19 protein-coding genes are annotated in these 23,926 nt (G+C 70.0%); 6 read left to right on the top strand and 13 right to left on the bottom strand.

What is annotated here, in order from left to right:
* Positions 1–166 precede the first annotated feature (166 nt).
* Positions 167–1,519 carry a class I SAM-dependent RNA methyltransferase gene (locus AC1MBE_RS16750; RefSeq protein WP_479779811.1) on the bottom strand — a complete coding sequence of 451 codons (1,353 nt, stop codon included), beginning with the start codon at positions 1,517–1,519 and terminating at the stop codon, positions 167–169.
* The gene (locus AC1MBE_RS16745) at positions 1,516–3,492 is read right to left on the bottom strand and encodes an APC family permease (RefSeq protein ID WP_479779809.1); all 1,977 of its coding nucleotides are present in this window, start codon (positions 3,490–3,492) and stop codon (positions 1,516–1,518) included. The genes AC1MBE_RS16750 and AC1MBE_RS16745 overlap by 4 nt, the downstream gene beginning before the upstream one ends.
* A gap of 155 nt (positions 3,493–3,647) precedes the next feature.
* Between AC1MBE_RS16745 and AC1MBE_RS16740 the strand changes: the two genes are divergently transcribed.
* Together AC1MBE_RS16740 and AC1MBE_RS16735 are read left to right on the top strand one after the other, a co-directional pair.
* Positions 3,648–4,319 (top strand): potassium channel family protein, encoded by a 672-nt coding sequence (locus AC1MBE_RS16740; RefSeq protein WP_479779807.1) that lies wholly within the window; start codon positions 3,648–3,650, stop codon positions 4,317–4,319.
* Positions 4,320–5,087 (top strand): potassium channel family protein, encoded by a 768-nt coding sequence (locus tag AC1MBE_RS16735; RefSeq protein ID WP_479779805.1) that lies wholly within the window; start codon positions 4,320–4,322, stop codon positions 5,085–5,087.
* Between the two features lie 54 nt (positions 5,088–5,141).
* Here AC1MBE_RS16735 and AC1MBE_RS16730 read toward each other — a convergent pair whose 3' ends face one another.
* From AC1MBE_RS16730 to dut, 4 genes are all read right to left on the bottom strand, one after another.
* The gene (locus AC1MBE_RS16730; protein WP_479779804.1) at positions 5,142–5,858 is read right to left on the bottom strand and encodes a DUF3159 domain-containing protein; all 717 of its coding nucleotides are present in this window, start codon (positions 5,856–5,858) and stop codon (positions 5,142–5,144) included.
* Complete coding sequence (locus tag AC1MBE_RS16725) at positions 5,855–6,262, bottom strand: hypothetical protein (protein ID WP_479779803.1); 408 nt, start codon at positions 6,260–6,262, stop codon at positions 5,855–5,857. Before AC1MBE_RS16725 ends, AC1MBE_RS16730 begins: the two co-directional genes overlap by 4 nt.
* Positions 6,255–6,971 carry a DUF3710 domain-containing protein gene (locus tag AC1MBE_RS16720; RefSeq protein WP_479779802.1) on the bottom strand — a complete coding sequence of 239 codons (717 nt, stop codon included), beginning with the start codon at positions 6,969–6,971 and terminating at the stop codon, positions 6,255–6,257. The genes AC1MBE_RS16725 and AC1MBE_RS16720 overlap by 8 nt, the downstream gene beginning before the upstream one ends.
* An 81-nt stretch (positions 6,972–7,052) precedes the next feature.
* On the bottom strand, positions 7,053–7,583 hold the full coding sequence (dut, locus tag AC1MBE_RS16715; RefSeq protein WP_479779800.1) for a dUTP diphosphatase: 531 nt from the start codon (positions 7,581–7,583) through the stop codon (positions 7,053–7,055).
* A 145-nt stretch (positions 7,584–7,728) separates the two neighbouring features.
* On the opposite strand from dut, the gene AC1MBE_RS16710 reads away from it, so the two are divergent.
* Positions 7,729–8,214, top strand: a complete 486-nt coding sequence (locus AC1MBE_RS16710; protein WP_479779798.1) for a DUF3093 domain-containing protein — start codon at positions 7,729–7,731, stop codon at positions 8,212–8,214.
* Positions 8,215–8,253: 39 nt separating this feature from the next.
* On the opposite strand, the gene AC1MBE_RS16705 is transcribed toward AC1MBE_RS16710, so the two are convergent.
* On the bottom strand, positions 8,254–8,553 hold the full coding sequence (locus AC1MBE_RS16705) for a DUF4193 domain-containing protein (protein ID WP_138769577.1): 300 nt from the start codon (positions 8,551–8,553) through the stop codon (positions 8,254–8,256).
* Positions 8,554–8,877: 324 nt separating this feature from the next.
* On the opposite strand from AC1MBE_RS16705, the gene sepH reads away from it, so the two are divergent.
* Positions 8,878–10,299, top strand: a complete 1,422-nt coding sequence (gene sepH, locus AC1MBE_RS16700; protein ID WP_479779796.1) for a septation protein SepH — start codon at positions 8,878–8,880, stop codon at positions 10,297–10,299.
* Positions 10,300–10,327: 28 nt separating this feature from the next.
* Here sepH and AC1MBE_RS16695 read toward each other — a convergent pair whose 3' ends face one another.
* Genes AC1MBE_RS16695 through AC1MBE_RS16685 form a run of 3 tightly spaced genes read right to left on the bottom strand, consistent with a single transcriptional unit; the run spans position 10,328 to position 15,122 of the window.
* Complete coding sequence (locus tag AC1MBE_RS16695; RefSeq protein WP_479779794.1) at positions 10,328–11,623, bottom strand: alkaline phosphatase family protein; 1,296 nt, start codon at positions 11,621–11,623, stop codon at positions 10,328–10,330.
* Position 11,624: 1 nt separating this feature from the next.
* Positions 11,625–12,368: a DUF5998 family protein gene (locus tag AC1MBE_RS16690; RefSeq protein WP_479779792.1), complete on the bottom strand. Its 744-nt coding sequence runs from the start codon at positions 12,366–12,368 to the stop codon at positions 11,625–11,627.
* Between the two features lie 45 nt (positions 12,369–12,413).
* Positions 12,414–15,122 (bottom strand): bifunctional acetate--CoA ligase family protein/GNAT family N-acetyltransferase, encoded by a 2,709-nt coding sequence (locus AC1MBE_RS16685; protein WP_479779790.1) that lies wholly within the window; start codon positions 15,120–15,122, stop codon positions 12,414–12,416.
* Positions 15,123–15,221: 99 nt separating this feature from the next.
* On the opposite strand from AC1MBE_RS16685, the gene AC1MBE_RS16680 reads away from it, so the two are divergent.
* Positions 15,222–17,747: a DNA gyrase/topoisomerase IV subunit A gene (locus AC1MBE_RS16680; RefSeq protein WP_479779788.1), complete on the top strand. Its 2,526-nt coding sequence runs from the start codon at positions 15,222–15,224 to the stop codon at positions 17,745–17,747.
* Between the two features lie 656 nt (positions 17,748–18,403).
* Here the strand turns inward: AC1MBE_RS16680 and AC1MBE_RS16675 are convergent.
* Entirely contained in the window at positions 18,404–18,787 is a 384-nt protein-coding gene (locus tag AC1MBE_RS16675) for a VOC family protein (RefSeq protein ID WP_479779787.1), read from the bottom strand.
* A gap of 64 nt (positions 18,788–18,851) precedes the next feature.
* Here AC1MBE_RS16675 and AC1MBE_RS16670 point away from each other — a divergent pair, with 64 nt between their 5' ends.
* On the top strand, positions 18,852–19,370 hold the full coding sequence (locus tag AC1MBE_RS16670) for a DinB family protein (RefSeq protein ID WP_479779785.1): 519 nt from the start codon (positions 18,852–18,854) through the stop codon (positions 19,368–19,370).
* Between the two features lie 45 nt (positions 19,371–19,415).
* Here AC1MBE_RS16670 and AC1MBE_RS16665 read toward each other — a convergent pair whose 3' ends face one another.
* A complete protein-coding gene (locus tag AC1MBE_RS16665) occupies positions 19,416–20,438 on the bottom strand; it encodes a GNAT family N-acetyltransferase (RefSeq protein WP_479779784.1) in 1,023 nt (340 codons plus the stop codon).
* Positions 20,439–20,460: 22 nt separating this feature from the next.
* Positions 20,461–23,925, bottom strand: coding sequence for a thiol reductant ABC exporter subunit CydD (gene cydD / locus AC1MBE_RS16660; RefSeq protein ID WP_479779782.1), 3,465 nt, complete (start codon positions 23,923–23,925; stop codon positions 20,461–20,463).
* Position 23,926: the final 1 nt, after the last annotated feature.

The raw sequence follows: 23,926 nt of genomic DNA, 5'->3' as shown, positions 1-23,926 counted from the left end.
ACTCCTCTCGCAACAGTTTCATCTTTGTCGCGCCGCAGACCCCTTGCTAGTTAGGTCATCCTAACTAGAGCTTTTCCTTGTTTGCACAAGGATCGGCACTTGGGTGCAGGAGGTCAGCCGTGATTACGGAGCGCGACGTCGGACTACTCCGCCCATCCTAGTGGCCTCAGGCCCGGGGAGTCAGTAACGCCACAGTCTCCATGTGGTGGGTGTGCGGGTACAGGTCGAAGGCACGCAGTCCCTGAAGCCCCCACCCGGCCTGCTGGAAGTAGCCCACGTCGCGGGCGAAGGACGCCGGATCGCAGGAAACGTAGGCCACCGCCCGGGGCCCTGCCGCGACCAGCTGGTTCACGACCGTCTTGCCGGCGCCGGCCCGGGGCGGGTCCAGGACGAGGGCGTCAAAATTGCGCGGCTTCTGCCGCAGCACCCGCTCCACTTTCCCCTGGATGATTTCGACCTGGGTGGCGCCGTGCAGGTTCTTGCGCGCATCCCGGCTGGTGCCGGGCGCCCCTTCCACGGACAGCACCGACCCGGTGACGCCGACGGCGTCGGCGAGCGGGGCGGTGAAGAGTCCGGCGCCGGCGTAGAGGTCCGCCACCACGGAGCCGGCGCCCAGGTAGCCGCCGTCGTGCAGGAAGCCGGTCACGGCCCCCACCAGGGTGTCCGGGGCGTCGCGGTGGATCTGCCAGAAACCGTCGCCGGTGACGCGGTAGTCGTGGCCGGCGGCGGTTTCCTGCACCCAGGTGCGGCCCCGCAACTGGGTCACGGCGCCGGTGCCGGGATCCATCTGCGCCACGGAGACGTCGGCAGGCAGCTGGGCGACGATGGAGCTGAGCCGCTTGGCGCGGGTGCCGGCGGCCGGGACTAGGAGCACCAGCGGCCGCGAACCGTTGGCGGGAGCTGCCACCTCGACCCGTTCGATCCCCTGCAGGTCGATGTCCCAGAGCCTGAGGGCGTTGATGCCCTCGACGGCCAGGGGCATCTCGCGGACCGGGAAGACGGCGTCGGAGCGGTGCGCGTGCATGCCGAGCTTGCCGCCGGGCGTCACGGCGAACCCGGCGCGGGTCCGCCAGGCCAGGCCTGTCGCGGTGCCGCCGCCGCCGGCGGCCTCCCCCACGGCTTCGACCGTGACGGGCATGTCGACGCCGGCCAGCCGGTGCAGCTGTTCGGCCAGGACGTCGGCTTTGAGGCCGCGCTGGCGTTCCAGCGTAATGTGGCCCAGCTCGGCGCCCCCCACGGGCGGATGGCCGTGGGACCAGGACCGCTGCGCGTCGGCCGCGTGCCAGAAGTGGTCCACCCGGTCCGGGGAGGGCTCCAGCACCTCGACGACGTCGGCGCGCCAGAACTTGGCGGACTCGCCGTCGTCGGTGAGCCGGATCCGGACCTTTTCGCCGGGGATGCCGTGCCGGACAAAGATTACCCGGCCCTCGTGCCGGGCCACGCAGTGGCCGCCGTGCGCGACGGGGCCGACGTCGACAACGAGCTCGGTGCGGGCGGGGGTCCGGGTGTCGGTGCTCATTGGATATCCTGCAGTTTCTTGGCTTCTTCGGACGATTTCAGCTGCCACGGCACGCTGGCGACCATAACCCCGGGCTCAAAGTGCAGCCGGGTCTTGATCCGCAGCGCCGTCTGGTTGTGGACCAGCTGCTCCCACCATTTGCCGACGACGTATTCGGGGATGTACACGACAATCAGGTCGCGCGGTGAGTCGCGCCGCATGTTCTTGATGTACTCCATGATCGGTGTGACCGTCTCACGGAACGGGCTGGCCAGCACCGTCAGCGGCACCGGGATCTCCAGTTTTTCCCAGTCCGCCAGCGTCTGCTCGGTCTCCTCCGGGCTGATGTCCACCGTGATGGCGTCCAGCCGGGAGGGCCGGGAGGCCCGGGCGTAGGCCAGTGCCCGGAGCACGGGCTTGCGCACGTGCGAGACGAGCAGCACGGCGTGGACCCGGGTGGGCAGCGCGCGGGGCGAGGAGTCCTCGTCGACGGCGAGTTCTTTGGCCACGTTGTCGTAGTGCGCGCGGATGCTCCACATGATCAGGAACAGGATGAACATGGCCAGCAGCGCGATCCAGGCGCCCTGCTCGAACTTGGTGATCAGCACGATCACCAGGACCAGGGCCGTCATGCCGAAGCCGATGGTATTGATGGTGCGCGACTTGATCATCCGCAGTTTCGCGGCCGGGTCCTTGGCGAGCTTCAGTTCGCGGCCCCAGTGCCGGATCATGCCGAGCTGGCTGAGGGTGAAGGAGATGAAGACACCCACGATGTAGAGCTGGATGAGCTTGGTGACGTCGGCGTCGAACGCGATGATCAGTACCAGCGCGCCGGCGGCCAGCGCCAGCACGCCGTTGCTGAATGCGAGCCGGTCGCCGCGGGTGCGGAGCTGGCGCGGCAGGTAACCGTCCTGGGCCAGGATCGAGCCGAGGACCGGGAAGCCGTTGAAGGCGGTGTTGGAGGCGAACACCAGGATCACGCCGGTAGCGGCGACCACGATATAGAACGGGATGGAACCGGCGCCGAAGACCGTCTGCGCGATCTGGCTGATGGCCGGGTTCTGGATGTAGCCCTCCGCCACCGGTTTGCCGTTGAGCAGGAATTCGGTCGCCGGGTCCAGCACAATATGCACTTTGGTGGCATTGGCGAGGTAGATGATCCCGGCGAGCATGGCGGCGGCGATCGCGCCGAGCAGCAGCAGCGTGGTGGCGGCGTTCTTGCTCTTGGGCTTCTGGAAGTTCGGCACGCCGTTGCTGATCGCTTCGACGCCGGTCAGGGCGGCGGCGCCGGAGGAGAATGCGCGCAGCAGCAGGAACGCGCCGGCCAGCCCCACCAGCCCCTCGTCGAAGCCGGCAGCCGGGACGATCTCGAACGCCGCCGAGGGCGCCTGGCCGAGCTGGCCGGTGGCGGCCTGGAAGATGCCCACGGCGGTCATGCCGAGGATGGAGAACATAAAGATATAGGTCGGGACCGCGAAGACGCTGCCGGCTTCACGGATGCCGCGCAGGTTCACAAGGGCCAGGATGACGACGCCGATCGTGGCGATCGCGGCCTGCTGGCCGTGCAGCGACGGGACCGCGGTGGTCAGGTACGCGGCGGCCGAGGACATCGACACCGCGACGGTCAGCACATAGTCCACCAGCAGGGCCGAGGCGACCGTGAGGCCGGCGTACTTGCCCAGGTTGACGTTGGCGATCTCGTAGTCGCCGCCGCCGGAGGGGTAGGCGTGGACGTTCTGGCGGTAGGAGGCCACGACGGTGAGCAGCACCACCATCACGGCGAGCCCCACCCAGGGCGAGAACGCCACAGCGCTGACGCCGGCCAGCGCCAGGGTCAGCAGGATTTCGTCCGGTGCGTATGCCACCGAGGAGAGCGCGTCGGAGGCGAAAATGGGCAGCGCAATCCGCTTGGGCAGCAGGGTGTGGGCCAGACGGTCGTTCCGGAAGGGCCTGCCTACCAGCACCCGCTTCACGGCGTTGAAAATTGTCAGCACCAGACAAAGCTAGTCTGATTCTGACGCGATGTCATGACGGCGGAAGCGCCCTGACGGCCGCCGGCTTGCCGCACCGCCGCCGGAGCGGCTCCGGGGTCCGGGTGGCCGGTAGAGTTTTACGCAGCATCAGACACAGAAAGCTTGAGGAGGCACGGGTGGCGCACTTCGTGATCATGGGTTGTGGCCGTGTTGGGGCAACCCTGGCGCACACACTGGAGGACGCCGGCCATTCGGTCGCGATCATCGACCAGGACGACCGTGCTTTCCGGCGGCTCCGGACGGGTTTCACCGGCCGCAAGGTCACCGGCGTCGGCTTCGACCGGGAGACGCTCAAGCAGGCCGGGGTCGAGGAGGCCTATGCCTTCGCCGCCGTGTCCAGCGGTGACAACTCGAACATCCTGGCCACCCGTGTGGCCCGCGAGACCTTCCACGTGCCGCATGTCGTGGCGCGGATCTACGATCCGGGCCGCGCCGAGATCTATCAGCGCTTGGGCATTCCCACGGTCGCGGCGGTGCGCTGGAGCGCGGACCAGGTGCTGCGCAGGATCCTTCCCGAGCAGCACCTGGCCGGCGACTTCCGTGATCCTTCCGGCCGGCTGGTGCTGGCCGAGGTGGACGTGCAGTCCGGCTGGATCGGGCACCCGGTCACCGCGCTCGAGAAGGCTGCCGACATCCGCGTCGCCTACCTCACCCGTTTCGGCGAGGGCATCCTCCCCGGGCCCGGAACCCTGTACCAGGACGGCGATACCGTCCACGCCATGCTCAGCGTGGACCGCACCACCGAGGTCGCCCACATTCTCGCCAAGTCCCCCGCCAAGGAGTCCTAAGTGAAAGTCGTTATCGTCGGGGCGGGCAGCGTCGGTTCCTCGATCGCCCGTGAGCTGCTGGCCCACAAACACGAAATCCTGCTGATCGACCTCAAGCCCGAGGTGATCGGCCGCAGCGGGCTGCGCGGCGCGCACTGGCTGGTCGGCGACGCCTGTGAACTCAGCACGCTCAAGGACGCCCGGCTGGAAGACGCCGACGTCGTGGTCTCCGCCACCGGCGACGACAAGGTGAACCTGGTGGTCTCGTTGCTGGCCAAGACCGAATTCGGCGTCGGACGGACCGTGGGCCGGGTCAACAACCCGAAGAACGACTGGATGTTCGACGATTCCTGGGGCGTCGACGTCGCGGTGAACACCCCGCAGCTGATGACCGCCCTGGTGGAGGAAGCCGTGGAGATCGGCGACCTGGTCCGGCTGCTGACCCTACAGACCGGTGTGTCCTCGCTGGTGGAGTTCACCGTGCCGCATGATTCGCACGTGATCGGCCTGACCGTGGGTGATATCGAGTGGCCGGAAGACGCGACGCTGGTGGCGATCCTGCGGGACCAGGCGCCCATCACGCCCAGCCGGGACGACGTGATCGACGGCGGTGACGAGCTCTTCTTCGTTACCACGATCGCGGCGGAGGACGGGCTGCGGGCACTGCTCGCGGCGCCGGAGTCCGCCGACGACGCAGCCGACCAGGCTTCCGGGAGCGGGCAGCCGGCCGGCGCGGACCAGCACAGTCGCGAGACCCAGCCCGCCGGCGACGACGGTTTCGACGGCTGACCCGCCCGACCGGCTGTTGTCGTTGTGAAGGCTCACAACGACAATAACTGGGGGTTAGTTGGGTCCGGCCGGCCCGTCAACCGGCGCCGGGGCGTCAACCGGGGCCGGGCGGGTGAGCAGCCACGCCACCCACATGCCGAGGATGTACAGTGGCGCGCCCATGATGAGCCGGGTGGTCGCGAGGCCCGCGAGCCCCTCCTCCCCCATCAGGTACAGCGGGACCTGGACCAGCAGGCGCAGAACGAGGACCGCGATGATCACCCAGGTGCCGATCCGGTATGCCTTCACCCGGGCCGGGTGCTTGCGCCAGTCCAGGCCTTCGTTCCGGATAAAACCGAACAATAGCCCGGCTAAAGGCCAGCGCACGGCGATCGAGAGGGACATCGCGAGGATGTACCCGAGGTTGGTGAAGAATCCCAGGACGTAGAAGTCCTCGGCCTTACCGGTCGAGTTCGCCAGCCAGGCTGACAGCCCGACGCCGACAATACCGGCCAGCGCCTGCGTCAGCGGCTTGCGCTGGACCAGCCGTGCGACGGTGAACACCGCGGCCACGGCCAGCGCGCCGATCAGGGCCGGCGGGAGTTCCCGCGTCACCGTGAACGCGATCAGGAAGACCAGGCCGGGGAGGACGCTTTCGGCGATGCCCTGGACGCCGCCGGCGCTCTTGAGCACGTCGATATTGCCGTTACTGGAGCGGTGCAGGCCCGCCTTGGCCGCGTAGCCTTCGGCGAGCTGGGCCACGGTGGGCTGCGGGTCTTCGGGCGTGCTCATTGCTCCTCCTTGCGGGAGAGTATTTCGTAGCGCGGATTGAACATGGTGGGCAGCCCGTCCCGGACCGTGACCATACCCTCGAGCCGGAGCTCCAGGCCGGCCTGGATGCCGGGGATGCGGCGCCGTCCCAGCCAGACCACCCGGAGCCGGTCAGCGGCCACGGCGGGCCGCTTGCGGCCGACGCCCTGCTGGGCGGGCCGGGCGGCCCCGACGGACGACGCCGCCGGCCGCACCTTGGCCGGCGGGGCGTCGTGGTCGGTGACAATCGCGGTGAAGGCGGCCACCTCGCTGGCCGGGGCGTACGTCACGGATTCAATGAAGCCGCGGCACAGCACCCGTCCGCGCTCCGGCAGCCCCCGCACGGGGACGGCGTCGGCAGGTTTCCTGCCGGGGGCATCAACCAATCTGGGTAATCTCCGGTCCGCGCTCGGGCTGTTCGAACTCCGGGGCGCCCTGCGGCGCCGACACGCCGGAGTCACGGGGAAGGCGGAGCTGGAGCAGGTCGCGCGGCGGCATGGGGTTCTCGCCCCGCACCACAACGATCTGGCGGAACAGCTCTTCGAGGCCGGCGGCGGCGGCGCGGTCCAGTGCCGCTTCGCCGCCGAGCACACCGCGGAGGAACCAGCGGGGACCGTCGACGCCGATGAAGCGGGCCACCCGGTAGCCGTCACTGCCGTCACCGGCGGGGAGCTTGGCGACCAGCTCGATGCCGAAGTGGCCCTCGATCTCTTCGACCTGGCCGCCCTGGCTGCCGACGGACTGGCCGATCTGCTCGCGGATTTCGTCCCAGAGTCCCTCGGAACGGGGCGCCGCGAACGCCTGCAGCTGGAGGCTCGAGCTGTCCAGGTCCATGGTGACGGCCACCACGCGCTGGGTGGCTTCCTCGACCTCCAGCCGGAGCTGCAGCCCTTCGCGCGGTGCAATCAGCAGGGCGCCGAGGTCCACGTAGCCGTCCTGGTTCTCAATTTCCGAGACGTCGTACGGACCGGCGCTGCGGAGGGCGCCATCGCTGGCCTCGGCCGACGCGTCGGTTCCAACAGTTGCGTCCTCCGGGGTTTCGCCGGTGTCCGTCATCTGCTCCTGCTTGGCTTTTCTGCCACGCCCAAAAACCATGGGGTTTGTCTCCTTAGTTGTGATCCTGTGCGAAGGGCCTAAGCGCCGCACAGGGAACAGCTGCGTCAGTCGGACGGGCGCTCAGGCCCCGGGGGCGCCGAAGCCGCCGGTGGAGCCGAAACCGCCGCCGCCGCGGACTGAATCGCTGAGCTCCTGGACAGGCACGAATTCCGCGTACTCCACCCGCTGGATGACCATTTGTGCAATTCTATCGCCGCGCCGCAGTTCAATCGCCTCGTCGCGGTCGGTATTCAGCAGCGTCACGGCAATCTCCCCGCGGTACCCCGCGTCCACCGTGCCGGGCGCGTTGACCACGGTCAGTCCGTGCTTGGTGGCGAGGCCGGAGCGCGGGTGGATGAGGGCGACAAAGCCGTTGGGCAGGGCGATGGACACACCGGTCGGCACCAGCCGCCGCTCCCCCGGCCCGAGCACCACGTCCTCGCGGGCGCGCAGGTCCGCGCCGGCGTCGCCCGGGTGGGCATACGACGGCGGCTGCAGCCCATCGTCGAGCATTTTCAGCTGCACGGTCAGGGTGGGCTCTCCGTACGCGGGAAGGCCGCCGGCTGCGGGCTCTGCCGGCGGGGTGTTCACGGCAGTGGTTTCTTCAGTCACAGTTCCCCACTGTAACGCCCGCGGAGAGAATAGGCCTACCGCGCGCTGCTCCCCCGGGGGCTCCCCGGCGGGCCGGGCGACGGCCGGCCCGGCCCCGCGGGACGGTCAAGGTGAAATGGCCCGGGAAAAGTGGAAAGCTGGGCTCATGCCCGAATCCAGTGCAGCTGTGCCTGCCTCCAACAGCACCCCCGACGACGCGACCGTCCTGTTCAGCGAAAAGCTTTGGCCGAATTTCTGGATCTGGCTGGTGGCTGCCGGGCTGGCCGGGGCCGGGATCCTGGTGTTCGCGCCGATCAGCATCGCAGCGGGCATCACCGCGGCCGTGGTGCTCTTCGCGATTCTGGCGGTGTTGCTGGTCCTGTCCACGCCGTCCATCTCGGTCACGGCCGCCACGCTGCGCGTCGGGCGGGCGACAATCGAGCGCCGCTTCGTCGGCACCGCCCGGGCTTTCCGCGGCACAGAGGCGACGGCGGAGCGCGGAACCCGCCTTAACGGGCTCGCTTTTATGTGCATCCGCGGCTGGATCGACCCGGTGGTCCGGATCGAGATCACCGACCCCTCGGACCGGACGCCTTACTGGCTGGCGTCCACCCGGCACCCGGACGAGCTCGTCGCCGCCCTGTCCCGCTGAGTGCTGCGGCCCCGCTGACCGCCGGGCCTCGCAGTCCTTTTAACCCTCGCAATCCTTGCAGTACTTCAGGCCGTCCTTTTCGCGGGCGATCTGCGAACGGTGGCGGACCAGGAAGCAGGAGGCACAGGTGAATTCGTCTGCCTGGGCGGGCAGCACCCGGACCAGCAGCTCCTCGCCGGACAGGTCGGCGCCCGGGAGTTCGTAGCCTTCAGCAAGGTCCGTCTCGTCTTCATCGACCACTGCGGAGGGCTTGTCCGTACGCCGCGACTTCAGCTCCTCGATGGAATCCTCATTGAGGTCTTCCTCGGTCTTGCGCGGCGCATCGTAGTCTGTCGCCATTAGTAGTTGCTCACACTCCGCAGTCGTTTGGTTGGATCGCCGCCTCCGCACCGGCGGGGCTGGTAGCCCCCGTACGGCCCGGGTTTGGTTCACCGATGTCAACGCCGGACAAACGCTTTTTGTGCCCGATGTCGGGTCATTTTTGCGCACATCCCCTGCCAAATACCAGAGGCCAGTGGTCCGGCCGCAGCTCCGCCGGACCGGGACGGGCCAAATAGGCCGGAAAGTCGCGGAAAATCACGGCGCGCCCTCCCTCCTACCCCGAATTGCGGCCCAACGGTGGCAGAGTTTCGAATGTTAGTAATGCCAGGGTGGAGGATTTGTATGCAGGATCTACGGCTTGTAGGCGTCCACGACGGCGGGGAGCATCTCCTGTTGAGTGGCACCGGCGGCGAGATGTTCCAGCTGCCGATCGATGAGGCACTTCGGGCGGCTGCCAGCCGGGCGCCGGCGAGGGCCGCTTCCGGCGTGGGCGCTGAACCCATTGCCATGTCCCCACGCGATATCCAGGCCAGGATCCGCAGCGGTGCCACCGCGGCGGAGGTGGCGGAGCTCTCCGGCATTCCGCTGGCCAAGGTACAGCGCTACGAGGGTCCAGTGCTGGCCGAGCGCGAGTACGTGGCCCAGCAGGCCCGCAAGGTCGAGGTGGCCACCCCGTCCGCGGGACATGACAGCTACCGCTCCTTCTTCGGCGACCAGCCTGCAAGTCTGGACGACATGGTCATGCACCGGCTCCGGGCGCACGGGATCGAGCCCTCCTCCGTGGAATGGGATTCCTGGCGCCGGCCGGATGGAAGCTGGAATGTGGTGGCGCGGTTCGCAACGCAGCCCGGCGCCCACGCAGCCATCGGTGAAGAGCCGCCGGCCATGTGGACGTTCAGCCCGGCGCGCAAGTCGCTGCAGAACGCCAACCGCTGGGCGCAACAGCTCAGCGAACTGGAGCCGATGGACGGCCCGGTCCCGGCACGCCGCCTCTCCGCCGTTTCGGACCGGCCCTTTGACTTTGAAACCGACGCGGAGGCAGCCGCGCGCGGTGCCACCGCGCAACTCAGCATCGTCCAGCAAAACGGCACCCAGCAGCACGGCACCCAGCAGGAAAAGGACGCCGACGGCCTGCTGGACATGCTCCGCACCCGCCGCGGGCAGCGCCTCGGCCTGGACGAGGACGCCGACGACGCCTTGGCACTGCTGTTGACCAACGGAGTGCCCGCAGCCCACCCGCGGCCCTCCGAAGTCCCGTCGCTTGATGACGCAGAAGACGACGCGGCGGAAGTTGAGGCACCCGCGGAGGACGCCGAGGCCGTGGAAGAGACCCCGCCCGCGGCGTCAGCCGAACCGCATTCCATTCCCAACCCCGACGTCCTGTCCCGCCGCAGGGATGCACGGCCGTCCATGCTGTCCCGCCTAAGCCTGGCGCCGCGGCACCAGGACACCGGCGACGACGACGCGCTGAAGCTCCACGACGGGGTCAGCACCGAAACCCGTGAAATCACCATCGCCGCCTCACAGTTGCGGCCGGTGCGGACCGGTCCCACGTCGAGCCCCGGGCTTGACGAGCTGTTGGGCGGCGGACCGTCGCGGCGCGCGCAGCACGACTCCCCCGCGGCTCCCCGCCCGGACGCATCCCGCACCGGCACACCGCGCGCCGAGCGGGAGCCCGAGACCCCGGAACGCCAGCCCTCCAAGCCCAAGCGCTCCAGCGTGCCCAGCTGGGATGAAATCGTCTTCGGGACCCGCAGCGACTAAAGCCGCTGGCCAACCGGAACGAGCCGGCCTAGCGGCGCGGAGCCTTCCCGGCGGCTTTTCCGCCGCCGGCCTTGGCGGCGCCTGATTTTCCTTCGGCACTGAAGCACAACAGCGGCACCTCCCGCTCCGCCTTGGTCAGCGAGCCGTGCTGCCCCACCACCTCGAGCGCCCTGGCCTGGACGCGGCGGGTGTCGTAGAAGGCCAGCGCGTCGCGCGCGGCGATCATCACGTCGCCGATCCGAGGTCCGACCCCGGTCCGGACCTCGCCGAACAGTCCGGCGGCCACGGCCTCTTCCCGGGTGAAGGCCCAGATCCGGTCACCGAACCGCGACCGCCACGCGTCCAGCAGCTGCCGCCGGCCGGCGTCGTCCGCTTCGGCGTCGAGGTAGAGGTGCACCATACGAGGCTCCCCTGCCGTGTGCCGGACTCCGGCGATGAGTTCCGCCTCGGCGGAATAGTCGATCCGCTGCGATGCCGGCACGTCCAGCATGCCGTGGTCTCCGGTGACCAGCACGGTGGTGCCGGCCGGAAGGGTGGCATTGAGCCGGCGCACGGTGGCGTCGAGCTCTTCGAGCTGGTGTTCCCACTGCGGCGACTGGCAGCCGTACCGGTGGCCGGCCTTGTCCAGTTCGTGGACGTAGAAGTACATCAGCGAGCTGTCCGCGCCGGCCATGGCCTCCGCGGCGGCGGCCGTCCGGGCGTGCGAGGTGGTGCCGGCCAGGAAGCGGCCGCCCCTCAGCGCGGCCCGGGTCATGGCGGAATCACTGAACCGCGGCAGCGCGACGGTGCTGACGTCCACGTGCCCGGCGGCCCGCTCGAAGACGGTGGGCAGGGGCTGCCATTGCAGCGGGTCCACGCCGTCGTCCCAGTTGCCCAGCATGTTGACCACCCGGTCCTGGTCCGGGTCCAGGACGTCGTAGCCGACCATCCCGTGCTGCCCGGCCGGCTGGCCGGTCCCGAAGCTGGCCAGCGACGCGGCGGTGGTGGAGGGGAAGGCCGCGTCGAGCCACACCGGCACGGCGCCCTGGCCGGCCTGCAGCACGGAGCGCAGGAACGGCGTGTGCGCGGTCTTCTGCTTGAGCAGCTGGCGGCCCAGACCGTCGGCCAGCACGACGCAGACGTGCTTCGCAGCGGGAAGGTTCAACCGGTTGTCGAATCCCGGGACACCGAGGCTGGCCGCGGCGCTGCTGAGCACCTCGGCAATGGAACGTTCCCCGTAGACCGGGGGCGAGGGCATTCCGGCGGGGCCGCCGGCCGGGGCTGACGCCGGGGCTGACGGTTGCGGGGAGGCTACCGGGGACGCGGCGGCTCGGTCCGGCGCCATCTCAGCGCTGGTGGCCGCGGCTGAGGCGGTTGCCGAAGACACCGCTGCGGGGGCGCTGCGGAAGGGCGGAGACCCCGTGTGGGGCGGCCGCAGTCGCTCCGGTGTTCACGGCCCGGAGCGCCCGGGCGAAGAGCTTGGCGTCCTGGACGGCCTGCAGGCCGTCCGCTTCGGCACTGATCCGCAGGACGATGTCCTCCTGCGCGATCGTGCCGCTGTAGCCGTGGTCGGCCTCGCACTGCGGATCGCCGCAGCTGGCGGGGCCCATGTCGAGGCGCTGCCCGCCGGACCAGGCGATCGAGAGGGTCAGCTCACGCACCGGGTCCGAGGGCTTGTAGTCCTGCGGCTGGGCGTAGACGTAGCTGAGCACCACGGAGCGGATCTGCGTCACGGGGACGGATTCGGTGGAGACCTGGGCGACGATCTGCTCGCCGGCTTCGTCGAGCTGCTGGTCGTCGACGTGGGTAATGACCAGCATGTCCTCGGTCAGCACCAGCACGGTGATGTGCCGGCGCACCTCGGCCCGGTCGAAGTGGGTCTCGAGATGCACCAGGTGGGCCACGCAGTCGCGGCCGTCCAGCGCGTCGGCGACGACGTCGGCCACCAGGCGGGGGTAGAAGCCTGCCTGCTGGAGGGCGCCTTCCAGGCTCTGGCCCTGCGCGCTGTGGTCGTGCAGGCCGTGGTGCGGCGAGCCGTGGCGGCCGGGGACGGACACCTGGGGCTTGGATGCTGGAGGCTGGGAACTCATGGCTTCCATTTTCACAGATCGGCTGGGGACATGCTAACTGCGGCGCTAGCTGCGCATCGCGCGGCGGGCCGTGTCGGTGCGCTGGGCGGCGTTGGCAATCCGGACGTCGGCGGCCAGGATGACCGCGCCGTCAGGGCCGGCCAGGACCGGGTTGAACTCGACCAGGACGATCTCCGGGTGGTTGTCCTTGAGCCGGGTCAGCCGGGCCGCGAGGTCCTCGAGCGCGGCGGCGTCGACGGCGGGCAGGCCCTGGTAGCCGAAGAGTTTGCGGGAGGCGCGGGGCGCGCGGATGAAGTCGTGGACGTCGGAGCCGGAGAGCGGCGGGACCCGGTGCGCCCAATCGTCCAGCAGGTTGACGGCGTCGCCGGCCAGCCCGAACGACACCACCGGGCCCAGCAGCGGGTCCTCGATGGCGCGGAACGTGCAGGCCTGACCCACCGGGGCCATGGACTGGACCTCCAGCGACGGCGAGCCGTAACGCTGCAGTGACTTGCGCATCTGGACGATGTTGCGGCGCAGCGAGTCGGCGTCCTGGATGTCCAGGCGCACCCCGCCGAGGTCCAGCCGGTGCCGCAGCGCCGGGTCCGTGGTCTTGAGCGCCACCGGCCAGCCGAGCCGGTCCGCTGCCGCGACGGCGTCGTCCTCGCCCTCGAAGCCCTCGGAGGGCAACACGCGGATGCCGTAGCGGCCCAGCAGCTTCGCGGCGGAGTCGGGGTCCAGTCGCACCAGCTGCTCGCCGCCCACGGGCCGGAGCAGCTCCTCGAGGTCCTCGTGGGCGCCCTCCGGATCACAGCCTTCGGGCTCCACAAAGAGCCCCTGGTCGCGGACCACCCACTGGGCGTAGCGGACCACGGCCGCGAGGGCGGCGACGGCGGACCCCGGGTTCGAGTAGCAGGGGACGCCGGGGGCGGCCTCCGGTGCGGCGTCGTCGGCGGCTGCCCCGACCATGCCCTCCACGTAGATGGAGGGGTCAAGGAGGCCGGTGAAAGCCGCGACCACCGGTTTCCCGGCGGCCGCCGAACATTCGGCCAGCACAGCGCCGATCTTTTCGACCGTGAGGCCGCGGGCCGGCAGCAGCGCCACCACCACGGCGTGCACCGACTCGATGGTCAGCGTCTCCTGGAGGCTGCGCCGCAGCGCCGGCAGCGCCCGGGACATGCCGGTGTCCAGGTCGACGTCGGCGACGATGCGTTCCACGCCCAGGCCGGCCGCGGCGGCGCTGTCCGCCACCACTTTGCCCAGCGCGCGGGAGTTGCTGAACACGGCCACGCCCGGGCCCTGGGGCAGCGGCTGGCTGGAGACAATCTGCGCCACGTCCATGAGTTGTTCGATTGTTTCCACCCGGATCACCCCGGCCTGGCGCATCATGGCATCCAGGGCCTCGGGCGGCGCCTGCGTGGTGCGCACGGCGTGGCCGGGTGGCAGGTTCAGACCCATGGCGTCGGATTTGGCCACGATCACCGGTTTGGTCCGCGCCAGCCGCCGGGCCAGCCGGGAGAACTTACGCGGGTTGCCGATGGATTCGAGGTAGAGCCCGACGGCGGTGGTGTCGGCGTCGTCCTCCCAGAACTGCATCATGTCGTTGCCGGACACGTCGGCGCGGTTGCCGGCCGAAAGGAAGGTGGAGATGCCCACCCGGCGGCGGCTGGAGGCGGCGTAGAGCGAGACGCCGATCGCCGCGGACTGGCTGAACAGGCCGAGGCCGCCGCGGCGCGCCAGCGACGGCGCCATTGAGGCGTTGAGGGACACGGCGGGGTTGGTGTTGACGATGCCCAGCGAGGCCGGGCCGATCACGCGCATGCCGTTGGCGCGGGCCTGGCGGACCAGGTCGCGCTGCCGGGCGAGCCCGCGTTCGCCGTCGTCCGCGTAACCGGCGGTGGCCACCACAATTCCCTTGACCCCGGCCTCCCCGCACTCCTGCACCACCTTGGGCACCTCGTCGTACGGCACCGCGATGATGGCCAGCTTGACCGGACCGGGGACGTCGGAGAGCCTGGCGAAGGACAGCATGCCGGCGAGTTCGAGCGCCTCGGGGTTGATCGCGTAGACCGGGCCGGTGAAGTGTCCCTCAATGATGTGTTCCAGCAGCTGGTAGCCGACCGTTCCCCATTTGCGGCTGGCGCCGATCACGGCCACGGAAGACGGGGCCAGCAGTTCCTGGATGCTGCGGGCCTCGGCGCGGTGTTCGCGGGACTCCATCACGGCACGGGACTTGTCCGTGGGGTCGATGTTGAACTCCAGGCTGACGACGCCGTCGTCGAAGTGCCGCTTAACGTCGTAGCCGGCGTCGGAGAAGACCATCAGCATCTTGCGGTTCTCCGGCAGCACCTCGGCGCTGAACTTGCGGACGCCGTTTTCGCGGGCCGCCGCGGCGAGGTGTTCGAGCAGGATCGAGCCGATCCCGCGGCCCTGGTGCGCGTCGGCGATGTTGAACGCGACCTCCGCCTCTTCCGGGTCGTCGAGCCGGTCATAGCGGCCGATGCCCATGATTTCGCCGCCGATGGTGATCACCAGGGCCACCCGGTCCTTGTAGTCGACCTCGGTGAAGCGCTTGAGTTCCTTGGCGGAGAGCTTGGACTTGAACGCGAAGAAGCGCATGTAGATGGACTTCTGCGACTGGCCCACGTGGAAGGCCTGCACCGCGTCGGAGTCGGCGGGGTGGATGGGGCGCAGGTGCGCTGTCCCGCCGTCGCGCAGCACGACATCGGCTTCCCAATGTTCCGGATATACGCCGTCCGCGGGCTGATCCACCATAGGCTTAGCCTAGCCATAAACTTGAGCTGCCCGCCGTCATCGCGCCTCAACAGCCACGCACCATCAATTGAGTAACCCGTAGAAGGACCTACCAGCCCCATGGCACGCCGCCAAACCACGCCCCCGGCAGGGGAAGCCAGCCCGGATTTCACCGAGAACATCGTCGACATCGACGTCACTTCCGAAATGGAAGGCTCGTTCCTGGAGTACGCCTATTCGGTCATCTACTCCCGCGCCCTGCCCGACGCCCGCGACGGCCTCAAGCCCGTGCAGCGGCGCATCCTGTACATGATGAGCGAGATGGGCCTGCGCCCGGACCGCGGCCATGTCAAGAGCGCCCGTGTGGTGGGCGAAGTGATGGGCAAGCTGCACCCGCACGGCGACACCGCGATCTACGACGCCATGGTCCGGATGGCGCAGGACTTCTCGCTGCGGCTGCCGCTGATCGACGGCCACGGCAACTTCGGCTCGCTCGACGACGGTCCGGCTGCCCCGCGGTACACCGAGGCCCGGCTGGCGGCGGCGGCGCTCACCCTGACGGACCACCTCGACGAGGACGTGGTGGACTTCGTCCCGAACTACGACAACCAGCTGACCCAGCCGGATGTGCTCCCGGCCGCGTTCCCGAACCTTTTGGTCAACGGCGCCACCGGCATCGCCGTCGGCATGGCCACCAACATGGCCCCGCACAACCTCGGCGAGGTGGTGGCGGCGGCACGGCACCTGATCGCGCACCCGGACGCCTCCCTCGAAGACATCATGAAGTTCGTCCCCGGCCCGGACCTGCCCACCGGCGGCCGGATCGTGGGCCTGGACGGCATCCGCGACGCGTACGCCACCGGCCGCGGCTCCTTCAAGACCCGGGCCAAGGTCGAGGTGGAACAGCTTTCGGCGCGCCGCACCGGCCTGGTGGTCACGGAACTGCCGTACATGGTGGGCCCGGAAAAGGTGATCGAGAAGATCAAGGACGCGGTCAACGGCAAGAAGCTGACCGGCATCAGCGACATCGTGGACCTCACCGACCGCAAGCACGGCCTGCGGCTGGTGATCGAACTGAAGAACGGCTTCAACCCGAACGCCGTGCTCCAGCAGCTCTACCGCTTCACGCCGATGGAGGACTCCTTCGGCATCAACAACGTCACGCTCGTCGACGGGCAGCCGCAGACCCTGGGCCTGCTGGAACTGCTCTCCGTTTACGTCAACCACCGCATCAACGTGGTGCGCCGCCGCACCTCCTTCCGCTTGGGCAAGAAGAAGGACCGCCTGCACCTGGTGGAGGGCATGCTCATCGCGATCGTGGACATCGACGAGGTGATCCAGATCATCCGGTCCTCGGACGAGGCCGCGGCGGCCCGCACCCGGCTGATGTCCATCTACGACCTGTCCGAGATCCAGGCCAATTACATCCTGGAACTCCGGCTGCGGCAGCTGACCAAGTACTCCCGGATCGAGTTGGAGAAGGAACAGGACGAACTGCGCCGCGAGATCGCAGAGCTCCAGGCCATCCTGGACTCCCCCGAGCTGCTGCGCGGGCTGGTCTCCGACGAACTCGGCGAACTCGCCGACAAGTACGGCACCCCGCGCCGGACCGTGCTGCTCGAATCCGAGGCCGTCTCCCCCACGGTCGCCGCGGCGCTTACCGCCGCGCCCGGTGCCAAGGGCAAGGCGGCGCCGCTGGCCCTGGAGATCGCGGACGACCCCTGCTGGGCGATCCTGACGGCGTCCGGGCAGATCGCTCGCACGGCCAACCAGGACAGCCTTGCCGAATCCGGGCCGCGGACCAAGCACGACGTCTTCCGCTCGGTGGTCAAGACCTCGGCGCGCGGCGAGATTGCTGCGGTCACGTCCCAGGGCCGGATGCTGCGGCTCCAGGTGATGGACATGCCGGTGCTGCCGCCCACGTCCGGGACGCCCAACATGGCCGGCGGCGTTCCGGCCAAGGACTTCATCACGCTGCTCAAGGGCGAGTCCCTTGTGGCGTTTGCGCCGCTGGACCAGGTCCTCGCGATCGGGACCGCGCAGGGCGTGGTCAAGCGCGTCCAGCCGGACTACCCGTTGAACCGCGAGGACTGGGAAGTGATCGCGCTCAAGGACAAGGACACCGTGGTGGGCGTCGAGCCCGCCGCCGCGGACGACGTCGAGCTGGTCTTCGTCACGCGGCAGGCCCAGCTGCTGCACTTCAGTGCCTCCGCGGTCCGGCCGCAGGGCCGCACCGCGGGCGGCATGGCCGGGATCAAACTGGCCGCCGGTGACCGGGTGCTGCACTTCGGCACGGCCCGCTCCTCCGACGACGCCGCCGTGGTGGTCACCATCGCCGGCACCGAGGGGGCGCTGCCCGGCACCGCTCCGGGTGCGGCCAAGGTCACGGCGCTGAATGAATACCCGGCCAAGGGCCGCGGTACGGCCGGCGTCCGTGCGCACCGCTTCCTCAAAGGCGAGGACACCCTGCTGCTCGCCTGGGCCGGCCACGGCCCAGCCAAGGCTTCCTCTCTGGCCGGGGTGGCACGCTCCCTGCCGGGCGAGCACGGCCGCCGCGACGGCTCCGGCATCCCGCTCTCCCAGGCCGTCGACGCGATCGGCCCGAGCATGGCGTGGGCCGCGGAGGAAGCTGCAGCGGAGGGGTAGGCGCGCCGTTAGACCGGTCATTCGGTACCGTGCGGGCCGGCGCAAGCGACCAGGTCCACCCATTTGCCACGAATGGCCGCTAACTTGCCCGGATTAGCGGCCATTTCTGGCAAATGGCCGGGGTGCATTCAGTTGCAGCCCCGCAGCGTGGCAGAGCCAGGCCGCGGGGGCCACGGTGGAACCTGTGTTTTGGACTTCGCGGTGAGGTGCCACTGCCGGCAGGGGCTGCAAAAGTACGCCCCGCTGGCGGCTTTCGTCCCCGCGTCGAAGCGATCCTTTGGATGGCACGAAGGGCGATCTCTGCAGACCGGCGTGTTGGATAGGGAATTTTCGAGCAAACGGACACTGGTGTAGGTCCTGAATTGCGGCGAACTCGGCACGCTCTATGTCGTGCCCCGCTCGAGGGTGCACACCCCTATCGATGCTTGGCCCACGGCTGGGACGGAAGGCTAATATCCTTCGGGTTCCAATTGCGGGAAGGTTACCCCCGGCGTGGATCGGAGCGCAAGGCAACAGACTGCAGTAGGGAACGGCACGCCGCTGTGTCCCAGCAGTTCACGAATGTGGAAGGCTTCCCGCCTGGGCAGGCGGCACCCAGCACACAGCGATCCCGGGCCGCCGCCTGGTGCGGACGCCCGGGGTCAGCTGGCGGGACCTTACATCCCCGAGTTGATGTTCAGGATGTTGCCCTCGCTGTCGAGGAACCAGGCTGCGGAGTTTCCGTCCGGCAGCGTGGCAATGCCGTCCTCGGTCTTCAGGCCCGGGAAGTCGTAGTCCTCGAAGACCACCCCTGCCGCGCGGAGCTCGGCGACGGTGGCCGGGAGGTCGGTGACCATCCAGCCCATCTGGGTGTTTTTGGCGGTTCCGGCGTTGGACGTTTGGTACAGCATGAATCTGCTGCCGGCGCCGCAGGTGTACTGCAGGTTGTCCTCGGCATCCGGGTTATCCGGTTCGAGTCCGAGTTTGTCGCGGTAGAAATCGCGTGCGCGGGCGAGGTCCGCGGCCGGCAAAACGGCGCCGACAGGTTGGTCTTTGAGCATGGCTATGTCCCTTTCCAGGCCCTTCCCCCGGTACGCATCCTACTCCTTCGCCTAGACTGCAGACATGCCTATCGTGCCCGATCAAAAGGACTGGACTTGGGTGCTCGCACGGCCGTGCCCCGAGTGCGGTTTTGACGTCTCCGCTTGCACCCCCGCCACGGCGCCTGGACGGCTCGCCAACATGCTGCCGCGCTGGCGTGCTGTGCTGCGGCGTCCGGACGCGGCCGTGCGTCCGGACGAGGACACCTGGTCGCCGCTGGAGTACGCCTGCCACGTCCGGGACGTCTTCACCCTCTTCGACCACCGCCTCGACCTCATGCTCACCGAGGACGACGCCCGCTTCGAGGACTGGGACCAGGACCGGACCGCGGTGGAGCAGGATTACGCCGGCTCCGACCCGGCCGAGGTGAGCGCCGAGCTGACGGCCGAAGGCGAGCAGATCGCCGCGTCCTTTGGCCGCGTCCCGGAGCGGGACTGGGGCCGCAAGGGCACCCGCAGCAACGGCTCGGAATTCACGGTGCTGAGCTTCGCGCAGTATTTCCTGCATGACGTCGTGCACCACCTCCGCGATGTGGATGGATAGCGCGTGGACGGATAGCGTGTGGATGGCTGACGTGCCGGGGACTGCCTAGAGGTCCTTGTCCCAGGCCATGCTGCGGTTGACCGTGCGGTATCCCATTTTGGTGTAGAGCGCCAGGGCTCCCGTGGGGTTCTCCGAGTCGACATCGAGCGAGGCCTTGTCCATTCCCGCCGCGGCGAAGCGGCGCATGGCGTCGGCCAGCAGCGCCTGGGCGACGCCCCGGCCGCGGAACTCGCGGGGCACCCCGAGCAGGTCGGTGTACCCTTCCTTGAAGCCGCGGTCCGCCGCGCCGTCGGCGTCGTGGCTGGCGAGCTGGTAGCCGGCCACCCGGCCGCTGGCCTTCTCCACGACGACGGCGCTGAGGTCAGGCCGCGCCTGCGGATCGTTCACGACGAATCCCCAGGCCTCGTCGTCGCGGGGTTCGCTGCCCCAGTGGTCCCGGAAGGCGTCATTGTGGGCCAGCCGCACGGACTCGTGCAGATCCGGCCCAAAGCCCACGAGTTCCAGCCCGCCGTCGAGGCCTGCCTCCGGAAGGGCCTGGTCCAGCGGCCGGTGCATTTCGTTGTAGTAGCGGACGACCCGGTAGCCGCAATTGCCGAAGAGCGCCGCCTGATGGGCATGCTGTTCTTCCATGTAGAGGCGCAGTTTTGGCACGGCCGCCCGGGCCGCCGGGTCCCCGGAGTCCGCAATCTCTTTCGAATCTTCGGCGAACCGCTGCCGGGTCCGCGCTTCCAGCCAGGCCAGGAGCCCGGTTCCGACGCCGCTGCCCTGCCACCCGGGGTCCACGCAGCCGAATCCGACGGCCTTGTCCCCGTCCGGGTTTTTCGTGAGCCTGGCGTAGGCGCGCGCGATCCCCTGGCCGTCGAAGCCGAGGACGCTGTTCGTGGCCGCCGGGTTCGTCCGGGAGTCCAGGATCTGGGCCAGGTCCGCACGCCGTTCGAACCAGACCGGCCGCTCGACGGCGGCCGTGCGGGCAATCAGGGCCGCCCAGTCGTCCAGCTCGGCGGTGCCGGCGGGCCGCCACGTCAGGCGGGGGTCCAGGCCGGCCTGCGGGTCGGTGCGTCCGTTCATGGCTTACAGGCTAGTGCCGGCGCTACCCCCGCGCCAGCACCGGCGTGGCCTGCCGGAGTCCGGCTACGTCCAGGTCCAGCCGGTTGTCCTCCGGGCTGATGTCCTCCGGGTTGTGGGTCACGAGGACCACCGTGCGGCCGGCCAGCCCGCGCCGCAGCTCGGCCAGCATGGTCCGGCCCGCTTCCGCGTCGAGGTGGGCTGTGGGTTCGTCGAGCAGGATCACGTCGGCGCCGGTCAGCAGCGTGCGGGCCACTGCCAGGCGCTGCCGCTCGCCGCCGCTGAGGAACGCCCCGCCGGGCCCGATGGGAGTGTCCAGGGCCCGGTCGAGCCGTTGCAGCAGCGGTTCCAGGCCGACGGCGGACAACGCAGCGGTTAGCTGCCGGTCAAGCCCGGCGGCCACGGCCGGATCGGCTTTTCCGGCCGTGGGACGCTCCCCCTCTGGCAGCCCCAGCATCAGGTTGCCGCGGATGGTGGAGTCGAACAGGTGCGCCTCCTGTGGGCACCAGGCGGCGCGGCCGGTCAGGAAGAGGTGGCCTTCCGCGGCCGGCAGGAAGCCGAGCATCACGGCCAGCAGGGTGGACTTGCCGGACCCTGAGGCTCCGGTCACGGCCAGCCAGCGGCCGGGTTCTGCGCTGCCGGTCAGCCCGGTGAAGACCTCCGTGCCGCCCGGCCACGCGGCGGCCAGGTTGTCCATTTCCAGGCCGGACCGCCCGCCGGGCCGCTCCGACACCGGCATGGGTCCGCCGGTTTCGTCCGGCGCGGCCGGCGTGAGGACTCCGGACGCGCTGATCCGCCGCAGCACGGAGCGCAGTGCCGGGTACTGGCGGACCGCCGTCGTGATCGCCGAATACGGTTCCACCAGCGCCAGTTGGAGCAGCACCACGACGGCGACGGTTGCCGGCTCGGCAGCGCCGCTGAGGGCAAGCGGGGCAGCAAGGACCGCGCTGGCCAGGGCGGCGGACCCGCAGGCCAGCACGGTGAGCGCCTGGCCGAGTCCCTCGGCCCGGGCCGATCGCTGGGACGCCGCTGTCGCAGCCCGGTCGGCCTCGTGGATGCCGGCCAGGACCGGGGAGCCTACGCCGTTGGCGTGCAGTTCGGCGCGGGCGTCCAGCGCCGCGGCGACCCGGCGCAGCACGCCGGAGCGAAGTCGCTGTTCGGTCCCGGCGGACATCCGGTCCGCGAGCAGCGCCAGGGCGGGCGCGGCGGCGAGGCTGACGAGCGCGGCGCCAATCACGGCCGGCAGCGCGGCGGGGAGCAGCAGCCCGACGCCCGTCACGGCGGCCGCACCCACGGCGACGGCGGTCAGCGGCGGCAGCACGACGCGCGGCAGCAGTTCACGGACGGTGTCGACGTCGTCCACCACGGCGCCCAGGACGTTGCCGCCCTGCAGGAGCCGCCGCAGCGACAGGGCCCGCCGGCTCAGCGACTCCCACAGCTGGCCGCGGAGCCGCGTCAGCGCGGTGAAGATGGCGTCGTGCAGGAGCAGCCGTTCGGTGTAGCGCAGGGCGGCGCGGCCGACACCGAAGAAGCGCACGCCCACAATCGCGGTGAGCAGGTACAGGATGGGCGGCTGCTCGCTGGCGCGGATGATGAGCCAGCCGGACAGCCCGGACAGCGCGACGGCGAACAGCGCGGCCAGGACCGCGACCGCGCCGGCCGCGGCAAACTTCCCGGCGACGGGGGCAAGCAGCCGCCGCAACAGGGCGGCCGCCGTTCCGACACGGGCAGCACCAGCACTGTCCGTTCCGGCGCTTGCAGCACCCTTCGTGGAGCCCGCCCCGGCCTGGGCGGGGGCTGATAGTCCGGAGGTGCCGGCAAGCTGAGGGCCAGCAACCGGGAAGGCATGCGGGGAGGCGGGGCCGGCCGGGGCGGCGCCGGAGCGTCCGCCTACCGCCACCAGCCGGTCCGCGAGTTCGCGGGTCTGCCGGTCGTGGGCAACCAGCAGCACGGTGACCTTGCCCCGGAGGCCGGCGATGGTGCGGCTGACTGCGTCCGCGGATGTCCGGTCCAGGTGCGCGGTGGGCTCGTCGAGCAGCAGCAGCGTGGCGCCGGCGGCGATCCGGGCCAGCCCGCGGGCGACGGCCACCCGGCGCAGCTCCCCCGGGCTGAGCTCGGCAGGATGTTTCCCGGCGAGGTGTTCGGCGGCGCAGGCGGCAAGGCACCGCCGGGCCTCGGCGTCGTTCTGCGCCGGGGACCGGTCCGGGGAGGTGCCCAGGTAAAGCAGGACTTCCGCGAGCACCGTGGTTTCGACCAGCACGGGGTGCTGGGGCACCCAGGCGAGATCATCCCTGGTGAACCCCGCCAGCTGGCCGGTGAGCTCCGTGCCGGCGCCGGCGCCGATGGTGCCGGCCAGCACGCCCAGCACGGTGCTCTTGCCGGCCCCGCTGGGGCCGTCCAGGGCAGTGACCTGACCGGGGGCGGCCGTGAAGCTCAGCGGGCCGACGGCGGGTTCCGCGCGGCCGGCGTAGCGCACGGCCAGGCCGTGGACCGTGACGGCCGGCGGACTAGCGGCGGACCGGCCGGCGGCTGGGCTGGCGGGGACGAGCGGCAAGGCCTGGGCGGCGCCAAGGACGTCCGTGGTGTCCGCGAGCGCGGCACGGCCTTCGTCGCTGGCGTGGTGGGCGGTGCCGAGTTCGCGTAGCGGGAGGTAGCAATCCGGCGCCAGGATCAGGGCCAGCAGTCCCGCTTCGAGGGCCATGTCCCCGTGCACCAGCCGGACGCCGATGAAGACGGCGACCACGGCGACCGAGATCGTGGCGATGAGCTCCAGCGCCAGGGCGGAGAGGAAGGCGGTGCGCAGGGTCCCCATGGTCTTGGCACGGTATTCCTCCGAGATGTCCTCGAGGGCCTTGCGCTGGGCGGCGGCACGGCCCAGGCCCACCAGCACGGGCAGGCCCTTGGCGAGTTCCAGCATGTGTCCGGAGAGCCGGGACAGCGCCGACTGGGCTTCCCGGACCCGGTCCTCGGTGTAGCGGCCGATCAGGATCATGAACAGCGGCACCAGCGGGACGGTCAGGACGATCACCACCGCGCTGATCCAGTCCGCGAAGAGGATCCTGGCCCCCAGCAGCAGCGGGATGGCGGCGCAGTTCACCAGCGCGGGCAGGAACTGGGTGTAGTAGTTGTCCAGGGCGTCCAGTCCCCGCGTCGCAAGGACCGCGAGTCCGCCGTCGGCAGGCCCGGCCGTGCGGGTGCCGGTGTGCAGGGCCCGGTCCAGCAGCCGCGAGCGCAGCTCCTCCTTGACCCCCAGCGCGGCGCGGCGGGATGCCACTGCCTGCGCCCACACGGTGAGCGAGCGCAGCACCACCCCGGCCAGGCCCCAGCCGAGCTGGTCGGCCCAGGCGGGGTTGTGCCCCATCAGCCCGGTCAGCATGGCTGCGACAGCCTGCCCCATCAGCACAAGGGACAGCGCCTTGAGGGCGGCCAGCAGCCCCAGCAGGTAGAGCGCTGAGCGGGTGGCCGGTCCGGTCGGGAACTGCGGTCTCATG

Source organism: Arthrobacter sp. BG5, assembly GCF_056680155.1.
Note: the sequence above shows the minus strand (reverse complement) of the source record. Positions and strands in the feature narration are given on the sequence as shown.